This window comes from Caldovatus sediminis, from assembly GCF_014644455.1.
Taxonomy (GTDB): Bacteria; Pseudomonadota; Alphaproteobacteria; order Acetobacterales; family Acetobacteraceae; genus Caldovatus; species Caldovatus sediminis.
In genome coordinates, this window is record NZ_BMKS01000005.1 from 337,704 (window position 1) to 348,465 (window position 10,762).

12 protein-coding genes are annotated in these 10,762 nt (G+C 76.2%); 9 read left to right on the forward strand and 3 right to left on the reverse strand.

Annotated features, from left to right (window positions below; genetic code table 11):
- The first annotated feature begins 32 nt into the window (after window positions 1-32).
- Window positions 33-752: an SDR family NAD(P)-dependent oxidoreductase gene (locus tag IEX99_RS11005; RefSeq protein WP_188900088.1), complete on the forward strand. Its 720-nt coding sequence runs from the start codon at window positions 33-35 to the stop codon at window positions 750-752.
- Window positions 753-775: 23 nt separating this feature from the next.
- On the opposite strand, the gene IEX99_RS11010 is transcribed toward IEX99_RS11005, so the two are convergent.
- Window positions 776-1,339, reverse strand: a complete 564-nt coding sequence (locus IEX99_RS11010) for a hypothetical protein (RefSeq protein ID WP_188900089.1) — start codon at window positions 1,337-1,339, stop codon at window positions 776-778.
- Between the two features lie 113 nt (window positions 1,340-1,452).
- Between IEX99_RS11010 and ispH the strand changes: the two genes are divergently transcribed.
- The 7 genes from ispH to IEX99_RS11045 all read left to right on the forward strand — a co-directional run bounded on the left by ispH (window position 1,453) and on the right by IEX99_RS11045 (window position 7,761).
- Window positions 1,453-2,469: a 4-hydroxy-3-methylbut-2-enyl diphosphate reductase gene (ispH, locus tag IEX99_RS11015; RefSeq protein ID WP_188900091.1), complete on the forward strand. Its 1,017-nt coding sequence runs from the start codon at window positions 1,453-1,455 to the stop codon at window positions 2,467-2,469.
- The gene (locus tag IEX99_RS11020) at window positions 2,469-3,449 is read left to right on the forward strand and encodes a homoserine kinase (protein ID WP_188900093.1); all 981 of its coding nucleotides are present in this window, start codon (window positions 2,469-2,471) and stop codon (window positions 3,447-3,449) included. The genes ispH and IEX99_RS11020 overlap by 1 nt, the downstream gene beginning before the upstream one ends.
- A complete protein-coding gene (gene rnhA, locus IEX99_RS11025) occupies window positions 3,439-3,987 on the forward strand; it encodes a ribonuclease HI (protein WP_188900095.1) in 549 nt (182 codons plus the stop codon). The genes IEX99_RS11020 and rnhA overlap by 11 nt, the downstream gene beginning before the upstream one ends.
- A 193-nt stretch (window positions 3,988-4,180) precedes the next feature.
- Window positions 4,181-5,437, forward strand: coding sequence for an MFS transporter (locus IEX99_RS11030; protein WP_188900097.1), 1,257 nt, complete (start codon window positions 4,181-4,183; stop codon window positions 5,435-5,437).
- Between the two features lie 540 nt (window positions 5,438-5,977).
- Window positions 5,978-6,760, forward strand: coding sequence for an imidazole glycerol phosphate synthase subunit HisF (hisF, locus tag IEX99_RS11035; RefSeq protein ID WP_188900099.1), 783 nt, complete (start codon window positions 5,978-5,980; stop codon window positions 6,758-6,760).
- 12 nt (window positions 6,761-6,772) lie between these two features.
- A complete protein-coding gene (locus IEX99_RS11040; RefSeq protein WP_188900100.1) occupies window positions 6,773-7,351 on the forward strand; it encodes a phosphoribosyl-ATP diphosphatase in 579 nt (192 codons plus the stop codon).
- Between the two features lie 17 nt (window positions 7,352-7,368).
- Window positions 7,369-7,761, forward strand: a complete 393-nt coding sequence (locus IEX99_RS11045) for a histidine triad nucleotide-binding protein (RefSeq protein ID WP_188900103.1) — start codon at window positions 7,369-7,371, stop codon at window positions 7,759-7,761.
- A gap of 18 nt (window positions 7,762-7,779) precedes the next feature.
- Here IEX99_RS11045 and IEX99_RS11050 read toward each other — a convergent pair whose 3' ends face one another.
- The gene (locus tag IEX99_RS11050) at window positions 7,780-9,378 is read right to left on the reverse strand and encodes a matrixin family metalloprotease (protein ID WP_188900105.1); all 1,599 of its coding nucleotides are present in this window, start codon (window positions 9,376-9,378) and stop codon (window positions 7,780-7,782) included.
- A 166-nt stretch (window positions 9,379-9,544) separates the two neighbouring features.
- Here IEX99_RS11050 and IEX99_RS11055 point away from each other — a divergent pair, with 166 nt between their 5' ends.
- The gene (locus IEX99_RS11055) at window positions 9,545-10,399 is read left to right on the forward strand and encodes a SirB1 family protein (protein WP_188900107.1); all 855 of its coding nucleotides are present in this window, start codon (window positions 9,545-9,547) and stop codon (window positions 10,397-10,399) included.
- A gap of 54 nt (window positions 10,400-10,453) precedes the next feature.
- Here IEX99_RS11055 and IEX99_RS11060 read toward each other — a convergent pair whose 3' ends face one another.
- On the reverse strand, window positions 10,454-10,729 hold the full coding sequence (locus tag IEX99_RS11060; RefSeq protein ID WP_188900109.1) for a hypothetical protein: 276 nt from the start codon (window positions 10,727-10,729) through the stop codon (window positions 10,454-10,456).
- Between the last annotated feature and the right edge of the window lie 33 nt (window positions 10,730-10,762).

The window sequence follows — 10,762 nt, forward strand, 5'->3', positions numbered from 1 at the left end:
GGCGCCGGCGGCAGCGGCAGGAGGAAGCGAGGATGGCAACGGATCTGGCCGGGAACGTGGTCGTGATCACGGGCGCGGCGGGGAATCTCGGGCGGGCGGTCGCCGCCGCCTTCGCGCGCGCGGGCGCCACGCTCGCGCTGCTCGACCGGGACGAGGCCGGGCTCGCCGAGGCGGCGCGCGGCGCGGCGGCGGCGCCCCGGGTGCTGGCCGTGCCGGCGGACGCCCTCGACCCGGCCTCGATGGAGGCGGCGGCGGAACGCGTGGCGCGCGCCTTCGGCCGGCTGGACGTGCTGTGCAACCTGATCGGCGGCTTCCGCATGGGCGATCCGGTGCACGCGACGCCGGCCGAGACCTGGCGGCTGATGCTGGACCTGAACGCGGGCTCGCTGCTGAACGCGGCCCGGGCCTTCGTGCCGCGCATCCTGGCGGCGGGCAACGGCGGCAAGGTGGTCAACGTCGCCGCCGCCGCGGCCGCGCGGGGCGCGGCGGGGATGGGCGCCTACAGCGCCTCCAAGGCCGCGGTGGTGCGGCTGACGGAGAGCATGTCGGCCGAGCTCCGCGGCGCCGGGATCAACGTCAACTGCGTGATGCCGACGACGATGGACACGCCGCAGAACCGCGCCGCCATGCCGGAGGCCGACCCGCGCGAGTGGGTGACGACGGAGGCGGTCGCCGACGTCATCCTCCTCCTCTGCACCGACGCGGCGCGGGCGGTGCACGGCGCGGCGATCCCCGTCTCGGGCCGCGCCTGAGGCGGCGCGTCCCGCCGCCCCGCTCAGAGCGGCCCGCGCCGCCGGTTCGCCGCCAGCTCCTCCGGCGTGAGCTGGAAGCCGATCAGCAGCGCGTAGTCGCCGAGGCGCCGGCCGTCGCCCAGCGGCAACATGATGCTGATCTCCTCGGACCGCGCGCGGGTGCGGCCGACATTGGGCGGGAAGCCGACCCGCGTGGCGAACTCGCGCTTGTTGAGGATCGCCTCGCCCGCGGCGTCGGTGACCGCGACGAACCAGGGCAGCTCCGCGCTGCGCGCCTGCGAGGCCGGGCCGCGTTCGGCCTCCATGTCGACCGTGAGCCGCACCTCGAGCGCCCGGCCGCGGTTGGCGTAGTCGCAGCGCGCATCGAAGCCGGTGACGCGTGCCCCGACCTCGAGCGCCGAGAGGTCCTGCCCGGCGCCCGGGCGGAAGCGCAGCAGGTCCGCCGCCTCGGCGAGGATGCCGATGCGCGGGCAGGTGGCGGGCAGGACCGGCCGGGACCCCTCGCCGCCGCAGCCGGCCGCGAGGGCGAGCACCACGAGGGCGGGGACGAGCGCCGCCGCACGCCGCCGGTGAAACTTTCCGCGCATCCCCGATCTATCCCCCTTGAGCCCTCGCGGGCGACGGCTAGTGTGCCGCCCGGTCCCCGGGGCAGCAACCCGCCCGAGACGATCGCCGCCGCCGGACAACGCCCCCGAGACGCATGCCCCCTCCAGCGACCCATCCCTCCGAGGCGAAGCCCTCCCTCACCGTCCTGCTCGCCGGCCCGCGCGGCTTCTGCGCCGGGGTGGACCGCGCGATCCGGATCGTCGAGGAGGCGCTGCGCCTGCACGGGGCCCCGGTCTACGTGCGCCACGAGATCGTGCACAACCGCTACGTCGTCGAATCGCTCGAGCGCCAGGGCGCGGTCTTCGTCGAGGAGCTGGACGAGATCCCGGACGACGGCCGCCCGGTGGTCTTCAGCGCGCACGGCGTGCCGAAGTCCGTCCCCGCCGAGGCGGCGCGGCGGCGGCTCTTCTACCTCGACGCCACCTGCCCGCTGGTGGGCAAGGTGCACCGCGAGGCGGAGCGGCACTTCGCCGCCGGGCGGCACATCCTGCTGATCGGCCACGCGGGGCACCCGGAGGTGATCGGCACCATGGGCCAGCTCCCGCCCGGCGCGGTGACGCTGGTCGAGGACGCCGCGCAGGCGCGCCGGCTGCGCGCGCCGGAGGGCCGGCCGCTCGCCTACATCACCCAGACGACGCTCAGCGTGGACGACACGGCGGAGATCGTCGCCGCGCTGCGCACGCGCTTCCCCTCGATCGCCGGCCCGGCGAAGGAGGACATCTGCTACGCCACCACCAACCGCCAGGCCGCGGTGAAGGCGATCGCGCCGCGCTGCGACCTGCTGGTCGTGGTGGGCGCGCCCAACTCCTCCAACAGCCTGCGGCTGCGCGAGGTGGCGGAGCGCGCCGGCTGCCCGCGCGCGATCCTGGTGCAGCGCGGCGCCGAGCTCGACCCGGCGGTGGCCGAGGGCTGCGCCACGGTGGGCGTCACCGCCGGCGCCAGCGCGCCGGAGGCGCTGGTCGAGGAGGTGCTGGCGCGGCTGCGCACCCGCTTCGACCTCTGCGTCGAGGAGGTGGTGGTGCGCGAGGAGCGCGTCGCCTTCAAGCTGCCCGCGGCGCTGACCGAGGCGGACCCCGCCGCGCCGCCGCTCGCCGCCGCGACGACGCCCTGATGGCGGTCTACACCGAGGTCGCGGACGAGGCGCTGCGCGCCTTCCTCGCGGAGTACGAGCTGGGCGAACTGGTGGCCTACCGCGGGATCGCGGAGGGCGTGGAGAACTCCAACTACGCGCTGCGCACCACGGCGGGCGACTTCATCCTGACGCTCTACGAGCGGCGGGTGGACCCGCGCGAGCTGCCCTATTTCCTCGGGCTGATGGAGCACCTCGCGGCGCGCGGCATCCCCTGCCCGACGCCGGTCAAGGGCCGCGACGGGCGCGCGCTGCGCGCGCTCGCTGGGCGCCCCGCGGCGATCTGCACCTTCCTGCCCGGCGTCTGGCCGCGGCGCGTGCGGCCGGAGCACTGCGCCCCGCTCGGCGCCGCCCTCGCCGCGCTGCACGCGGCGGGCGAGGGGTTCGAGCCGGTGCGCGAGAACGCGCTCGGGCCCCGGGGCTGGCCGCCGCTGCTCGAGGCCTGCCGCGCCCGCGGCGACGAGGTGCGCGAGGGGCTGGTCGCCGAGCTGGACGCCGCGCTCTCCGCCATCCTGCGCGACTGGCCCGCGCCCGGCGCGCTGCCGAGGGGGCACATCCACGCCGACCTGTTCCCGGACAACGTCTTCTTCCTCGACGGGCCGGACGGGAAGCCGCGCGTCTCCGGGCTGATCGACTTCTACTTCGCCTGCACCGACCTCCTCGCCTACGACATCGCGGTCTGCCTGAACGCCTGGTGCTTCGAGACCGACCTCTCCTTCAACGTGACCAAGGCGCGGGCGCTGCTCTCCGCCTACCAGGCGACGCGGCCGCTGACGGCAACCGAGCGCGCGGCGCTGCCGGTGCTCTGCCGCGGCGCGGCGATCCGCTTCCTGCTGACGCGGCTCTACGACTGGACGCACACGCCGCCGGGCGCGCTGGTGACGCGCAAGGACCCGCTCGAGTACCTGCGCCGGCTGCGCTTCCACGCCGAGGCGCGGGGGCCCTCGGCCTATGGCCTCTGACGGCGCGCCGGCGGAGGCGGGCGGCGCCGGCGGGGCCGCGACGCCGGCGGAGCGGCTGCTCTCGGCCGCGCCGGGGCGGGTCGTCGAGGTGTGGACGGACGGCGGCTGCAGCCCGAATCCCGGGCCGGGCGGCTGGGCGGCGATCCTCGTCTACGGCACGCACCACAAGGAGCTGTCGGGCGCCGAGCCGCACTCCACCAACAACCGCATGGAGCTGACCGCGGCGATCGCGGCGCTGGAGGCGCTGAAGCGCCCCTGCCGCGTCGTGCTGCACACCGACAGCGAATACCTGCGCAACGGCATCACGCGCTGGATCAAGGACTGGGTCCGCAAGGGCTGGCGCACCGCGGCGCGGCAGCCGGTGGCGAACCAGGAGCTGTGGCAGCGGCTGCTCGCGGCGGCGGAGCCGCACGAGATCGACTGGCGCTGGGTGCGCGGCCACGCCGGCGATCCGATGAACGAGCGCGTGGACCGGCTGGCGGCGGCGGCGCGGGAGAGCCTCTCGGCCGGCGCCGGACGGCGCGCCGGGCGCCGCTGAGCGGCGCCGCCCGCATCCCGCGCCCGGCGGGGCGGCGGCCGGCCTCGCGACGCATCCCGGGCGCGCTGCCGCGCACCCCCCATGCGGGCGGCGCGTGTCCGCGGTGCGGCGCGCGCGGCCGCGCCCCCCTATCCCGCCCCCGCCCGCCCGTGCCTTAATCCGCCGGGAGGGAACGCCGGCAAGAGGAGCAGGCATGCCGCCGCAGCGCGCCGCGGACGAGGACGCGCCCCGCAGCATCGAGACCCGCGCCTCCTGGCTCGTCGCCTGGACCATCCTCGCCATCCTCGCCACCGCCTATGGCGCACCGCTCGTCGTCGTCGTGGCGCTGAAGCCGATCGCGGCCGATCTCGGCGACGCGCGCGCGGTGCCCTCGCTCGCCAGCTCCGCCACCTTCCTCGGCGCCGGTGCGGGCGGGATCCTGATGGGCTGGATCGCCGGGCGCATCGGCGTGCGGCGCGTGGCGCCGTTCGGCGCGGCGATGATCGCGGCGGGCCTCGCCCTCGCCTCGCTCGGCGCGGCGTGGCAGCTGCTGCTCGGCTACGGCCTGCTCGCCGGCGTGCTCGGCATCGGCGCCCTGTTCGCGCCGCTGCTCACCTACGTCACGCACTGGTTCGACCGGCGGCGCGGCACGGCGCTCGCCCTCGTCTCCTCGGGCCAGTACGTCGCCGGCGTGGTCTGGCCGGCGATCCTCGAACGCGCCGTCGCGATCTTCGGCTGGCAGCGCACCATGCTCGGCTTCGGCCTCCTCATCGCGGCGGTGATCGCCCCGCTCGCCGCGCTCGTGCTGCGGCCGCCGCCGCTGCCGGCCGCGGGCGCGCCCGGCGCCGCCAACGAGCCGCGGCGCGGCGAGAAGGTGCTCGGCCTGCCGCCGAACCTGGCGCTCGCGCTGATGGCCCTCGCCGCCTTCCTCTGCTGCGTGCCGATGGCGATGCCCGCGGCGCATCTCGTCGCCTTCTGCAGCGACCTCGGCATCAGCCCGGCGCGCGGGGCGGCGATGCTCTCCCTGCTGCTGCTCGCGGCCTTCCTCGCGCGGCAGTTCTGGGGCTGGGTGGCGGACCGGATCGGCGGGCTCTCCACCGTCCTGCTCGGCTCCTCGGCCCAGGTCGTCGCGATGGGGCTGTTCCTCTCGACCGAGGACGAGGCGACGCTGTTCGCGGTCTCGGCGATCTACGGGCTCGGCTTCGCGGGGATCATCCCGTCCTACGTGCTCGCGGTGCGCGAGCTGTTCCCGGCGGCGGAGGCGCCCTGGCGCGTCCCGGTGCTGCTCTTCCTCGGCCTCGGCGGCATGGCCTTCGGCGCCTGGCTCGGCGGCGCGCTGCATGACCGCTACGGCTACTATGCGCCCGCCTTCGTCGCGGGGATCGCCTCGAACCTCCTCAACCTGGCGATCGTCGGCTTCCTGGTGTCGCGGCGCGGCATCGGGCGCCTGCCGCGTCCGGCGATCGCGTGAGGCGCGGCGGCCCTCGGTGGCGGCGCGACTGGGGGCCGCGGGCGACAGGCTGCTAGCCCGCCGCGCGAGACCGCCGCCAGGGGAGCCGGCGCCAGCACCGACGCGCGGTCCCCGATGGCGGTTTCCGCCCGGCAGCGCCGAAGCCCGCCGGTCATGCTCGCCCCGCGCGAGGCGGCGGGACGCCCGCTCCCCTCCGGACGGCGGCTGTGCGGCCCGCCCGGGCTCGTCGCGCGGAGGCCGGCTTCCGCGCCGAGGCCGGGATGCGCGGCCCCGCCTTCGGGGCCCGGCCGCGCGCGCGGTTCGTCGCGGCGATGCCCCGGCGCGCCGCGGTCGAGCCGCCGGCGCCGCCTGGCGACTGCCGCGTCGAGGCCAACGGAACGGCGGCGTTCCCGCCCTGACCGGGATCAGGGCCTCGGGAAGCGCCCGGCGAGAGCCGGGCCCGGTCGCCGCAGCCCTTGACCGCGTCGGCGTTCCGGCCCACCCCTCACGCCCCCGCGCGGATGCTGGCGCGGCCGGCCGGACAACCGGGGAGTCACCGCCATGCTCGCCCTCCGCGTCATCCCCTGCCTCGACGTCAAGGACGGACGGGTGGTCAAGGGCGTGAACTTCGTCGCCCTGCGCGACGCCGGCGACCCGGTCGAGCAGGCCCGCACCTACGACGCCGAGGGCGCCGACGAGATCACCTTCCTCGACATCGCGGCGAGCGCGGAGAACCGCGAGACCATGCTCGACGTGGTCGCGCGCACCGCGGCGGAGGTGTTCATCCCCCTCACCGTCGGCGGCGGGGTGCGCTCGATCGAGGACGTGCGCCGCCTGCTGCTCGCCGGCGCCGACAAGGTGAGCATCAACTCCGCCGCCGTGGCCGAGCCGGACCTGATCCGCCGCGCCGCCGAGGCGTTCGGCAGCCAGGCCATCGTCGTCGCCATTGACGCGCGCCAGGCCGCGCCGGGCCGGTGGGAGGTGTTCACCCATGGCGGGCGCCGCCCGACCGGCCTCGACGCCGTCGCCTGGGCGCGGCGCATGGCCGAAGCGGGCGCGGGGGAGCTGTTGGTGACCTCGATGGACCGCGACGGGACCAAGCTCGGCTTCGACCTCGACCTGCTGCGCGCCGTGCGCGCCGCGGTGCGGGTGCCGATCGTCGCCTCGGGCGGGGTCGGGACCGCCGGGCACTTCGTCGAGGGCGCGCGGGCCGGCGCCACCGGCCTGCTCGCCGCCAGCGTGTTCCACTACGGGGAGATGCGCATCGCGGACGCCAAGGCGGCGCTCGCCGCCGCCGGCCTGCCGGTGCGGCCGATCCCGCGCGGCGCGGCGCGGGCCGCCTGAGGACGGACGGGGATGGGAAAGGACGCCAAGCGGCGCAAGAAGCGGGCCAACGGCGCCGGTGCCGCCGCGGCCGCCACGACCAAGAAGCGGGCCGCGTCGAAGAAGACGTCCAAGCGGAAGGCGGCGCTGCCGCTGCCGCCCGGCCTGCCGGCGCTGCCGGTGGCGCCGCCGGAGCGGACGCTGCGGGCCGAGGCGCGCCACCTGACGCCGTTCGAGGCGCCGCCCTCGGCCGCCACCGCGGCGATCCTCGATTCGCTGTGGCAGACGGTGGAGGCGCGGCGCCTCGAGGGCGACGTCGCCCGCTCCCACTCCGCCCGGCTGCTCGCCCGCGGCACCGCCAAGGTGGCGCAGAAGCTCGGCGAGGAGGCGGTGGAATGCGTCATCGAGGCGACGCAGGGCCACCGCGAGGGGACGGTGATGGAAAGCGCCGACCTCCTCTACCACCTCGTCGTCGTCTGGGTGAACGCCGGCATCCGGCCCGAGGAGGTCTGGGCCGAGCTCGCCCGCCGCCAGGGCATCAGCGGCATCGCCGAGAAGGCGGCGCGCCCGCAGGGCATCCTCGGGGCGGCGGGCACGACCAAGCTGCCGTGAAGGAGGGAGACGCGAGGATGAGCGCCACGACGACCCCGCCCGCCTACGACGACAACAACGTCTTCGCCCGCATCCTGCGCGGCGAGATCCCTTGCCGGCGCGTCTACGAGGACGAGTTCGCGCTCGCCTTCCACGACATCAACCCGCAGGCGCCGGTGCATGTTCTGGTGATCCCGAAGGGGCGCTGGGTCAGCCTCGCCGACTTCTCGGCCGGTGCCTCGGCGCGGGAGATCGCGGGCTTCTGGCGCGCGGTCGGCCATGTGGCGCGCGAGCTTGGCATCGAGGGGCCGGGCTATCGGATGCTCAGCAATGTCGGCGCCAATGCCGGGCAGGAGGTGCCGCATTTCCACGTGCACCTGTTCGGCGGGCGGCGGCTCGGGCGGATGCTGCCGCGGGCGCCGGAGGGCTGAGGGCGGGCGCCGGCGCGGTCAGAGGAGGAAGTCGGCCGCCTGCAGCAGGGCGGGATCGGCGAAGCCCTTGAGCAGGATCATCGCCTCCGTCGTCGTCGTGTCGGCGTCGAGGTTGAGGCGGAGCAGCGTGCCGGCGGCGACCGCCTGGGCGCGGATCTGGCCCGCGCCGGTGAAGCCGGCGGTGCCGCGGAAGACGAAGGCGTCGTCGCCGGGGGTCGCCGGGATGGCGTCAATGGCCGAGAGATCAAGGCGGTCCACGAAGGCGCCGGGCAGCGTCGAGGTCGAGACCGAGAAGTCCCTGATCACGTCGGCGGTCGCCAGCGTGTTCCCGGTCTCCCACCAGGCTCCGCAGCGGAACACGTCGCGCCCGGCGCCGCCGACCAGGACGTCCCGCCACGGACCGCCGGCGACGGTGTCGTCGCCGCCGCCGCCCCGCACCACCTGCACGGCGCTGCCGGCGCCGAGCTCGATCAGGTCGCCGAAGCCGCTGCCGACGAGGGTCTCGTAGCCGCCCTGGATGGTGTCCGTGCCGCCGCCGCCGGTGACGAGGACGAGGAAGTCCGGGCCGCCCATCGCCACGGCGTGGATCGGGCCGGGAGCGCGGCGGTAGTCCGCGGTGTCGCTGCCGTTCCAGTCCGCCAGCAGCAGGTCGCCATCGGCCCGCGCCAGGACCAGGTCGTCGCCCCACTGGCCGGACAGCGTGTCGTGCCCCGCTCCGCCCTCCAGCGTGTCGCGGCCCTCGCCGCCGAGCAGCGAATCGTTGCCGCCGCCGCCGTTCAGGAGGTCGCTGCCCTTGGCGCCGCGCAGCGTGTCCCGCCCGGCGCCGCCGTACAGCCGGTCGTCGCCGAGCAGCCCGTCGAGCAGGTCGTCGCCGCCGCCGCCGACGATGACGTCGCGCGCGTGGGTGCCGGCGATGGTCTCGCGCGCGGCGCTGCCGGTGAAGCGCAGGGTCTGGGTGGCGGCGTCGAAGCTCCAGGTGATGCCGTCGGTCTGCTCGGCGAGGTCGGTGCCGTAGAGATACCCGGCCGCGGCGGTGTCGAACGCCCCCGGCGTGGCGCGGTAGGTGCCGGTGGCGTTGCTGTAGGACATCACCGTGTTCTGGTTGTCGTCGAGCCAGGGGACGAGGGTGTAGCCGCTGCCGCCCCAGACGGTGTCGAAGGGGTGCTTGAGGCCGAGCGCGTGGCCGATCTCGTGCAGCATCACCTCGAACAGCCAGTTCCCCGCCGCCGCGGCGTTCCAGTCGAAGTCCGGCTTGAAGCCGAGCTCGCTGCTGTCGGTGCCGGCCGTCGGCAGGTTGGCCCAGGCGGCGAAGCCCGCCGGCACGCTGGAGTCGAGGGCGAAGCGCAGCATCGCCGCGCCGCCGTTGCCGGTGTCGGTCACCTCCTGGAAGGAGACGCCGCAGGCCGCGGCCCAGGCGTCGAGGGCGAGGCGCACCGCGGCGCGCGCCGGCGCGCCGAGCGGCGAGAGCTGCCACTCCCCCGGGCCTGGCGCCGCGACGAAGGCGAAGGTCACCACGCTCGGCCGGCCGTAGCCGACGGTCGCGTTCCAGCTCCAGGCCGGCGAGGCGGCGCCGTAGCCCGCCACCAGCCCCTTCACCGGGTCGGTGGTCTCGGTCATGCCCGCTGGTCCCCCTGCCGGCGCCCCCGCGCCGACAGCCGTTGCGACCGCTCCAGGCTATCACATTCCGAGGCCGATCCAATTCCGTGGGGGCGGGCCCCGTCGCGCGGAACCGTCCAGCGGACGCTTGAACCGCGCGCGGGGCGCGACGACACTCCCTCCCGTCATGTCCACGACGACGCCCGAGGCCGAAGCCCGCGCCGCCCTCGAAGCCGCCGGCCGGCTGCCCGATGCCGAGCTCGACATCGCCGGCGTCGCGCTGCAGCTCGCCCGCATCGACTCGCCCGCCGCCGACTGGCGGGGCGTGGCGGCGCACTTGTCCGACCTCGCCCGCGCCGCGGTGGAGGCCGCCGCCGCCGATCCGGAGGCGGATGCCGGCGACCTCGAGCGCCGCCGCGCCGTCCTCGCCGCGGTGATCCACGACCGCTTCGGCTACGCCGGCGACACCGAGACCTACGACGATCTCGTCAACGCCAACCTGATCCGGGTGGTCGAGCGCCGCCGCGGCCTGCCCGTCGCGCTCGGCATCCTCTGGCTGCACGCCGCCGAGGCCGCCGGCTGGGGCGCGCACGGAATCGACTTCCCCGGCCACTTCCTGGTCGCGCTCGAGGGCGGGCGGAGCCAGGCGGTGGTGGACGTGTTCGCCGGCGGCGCCGCCCTCGCCGCGCCGGAGCTGCGCGCCCTGCTCAAGCGCGTCGGCGGCGAGCGGGCGGAGCTGCGGCCGGGCCTGCTGCTGCCGATGGCGCGGCGCGACGTGCTGCTCCGGCTGCAGAACAACGTCAAGCTGCGCCGGCTGCGCAGCGGCGACCTCAAGGGCGCGCTCGCCTGCGCCGAGGACATGCTGCGCCTCGCCCCCGACCACGCGGGGCTGTGGCGCGAGGCGGCGCTGATGAACCAGCGGCTGGAGCGGATCGGCGCGGCGCTGGCCTGCCTCGACCGCTTCCTCGAGCTATGCCCCGAGGGCGAGCAGGCCGCGCGGATGCGCGCCGTCGCCGAGGAGCTGCGCCACCGGCTGAACTGAACGCCTGCCCGGCCGCAGGCGCCGGGCTGCGCCCGCCCGGCCGGGACGGCGGCGCTACAGCGCGCCCCCCCCCTTCGGCGAGGGCGGCGCGATGTCGTAGGCGCGGCGCAGCTCGCCGCTCTCGACCGACTCGAGGGCGCTCCGCAGCACCTGGGCGATCGCGCGATCGTCCATGGTCCGCGCCAGCAGCCCCAGCGTGCCGCCGAGCAGCGCCGAGGCGATCGAGATCGGCGCGATCTTCTGCTCCATCATGTACTCGATCGCCTTGTCCACGACCGATCCGGCGTGGCTGAGGTCCTCCGGTGCCACGCCTTGGGGGTCCAGTTGCATGCGGCGCACTCCTGTCCTCGCGCGGAGATAGGG

What these genes read in the sequence shown, in the direction of transcription:
- IEX99_RS11010 (WP_188900089.1), bottom strand. Translation starts at nt 1,339, where the DNA reads ATGCGCGGAAAGTTTCACCGGCGGCGTGCGGCGGCGCTCGTCCCCGCC.
- IEX99_RS11040 (WP_188900100.1), top strand. Translation starts at nt 6,773, where the DNA reads ATGGGAAAGGACGCCAAGCGGCGCAAGAAGCGGGCCAACGGCGCCGGT.
- hisF (WP_188900099.1), top strand. Translation starts at nt 5,978, where the DNA reads ATGCTCGCCCTCCGCGTCATCCCCTGCCTCGACGTCAAGGACGGACGG.
- ispH (WP_188900091.1), top strand. Translation starts at nt 1,453, where the DNA reads ATGCCCCCTCCAGCGACCCATCCCTCCGAGGCGAAGCCCTCCCTCACC.
- IEX99_RS11020 (WP_188900093.1), top strand. Translation starts at nt 2,469, where the DNA reads ATGGCGGTCTACACCGAGGTCGCGGACGAGGCGCTGCGCGCCTTCCTC.
- IEX99_RS11030 (WP_188900097.1), top strand. Translation starts at nt 4,181, where the DNA reads ATGCCGCCGCAGCGCGCCGCGGACGAGGACGCGCCCCGCAGCATCGAG.
- rnhA (WP_188900095.1), top strand. Translation starts at nt 3,439, where the DNA reads ATGGCCTCTGACGGCGCGCCGGCGGAGGCGGGCGGCGCCGGCGGGGCC.
- IEX99_RS11055 (WP_188900107.1), top strand. Translation starts at nt 9,545, where the DNA reads ATGTCCACGACGACGCCCGAGGCCGAAGCCCGCGCCGCCCTCGAAGCC.
- IEX99_RS11045 (WP_188900103.1), top strand. Translation starts at nt 7,369, where the DNA reads ATGAGCGCCACGACGACCCCGCCCGCCTACGACGACAACAACGTCTTC.
- IEX99_RS11050 (WP_188900105.1), bottom strand. Translation starts at nt 9,378, where the DNA reads ATGACCGAGACCACCGACCCGGTGAAGGGGCTGGTGGCGGGCTACGGC.
- IEX99_RS11060 (WP_188900109.1), bottom strand. Translation starts at nt 10,729, where the DNA reads ATGCAACTGGACCCCCAAGGCGTGGCACCGGAGGACCTCAGCCACGCC.
- IEX99_RS11005 (WP_188900088.1), top strand. Translation starts at nt 33, where the DNA reads ATGGCAACGGATCTGGCCGGGAACGTGGTCGTGATCACGGGCGCGGCG.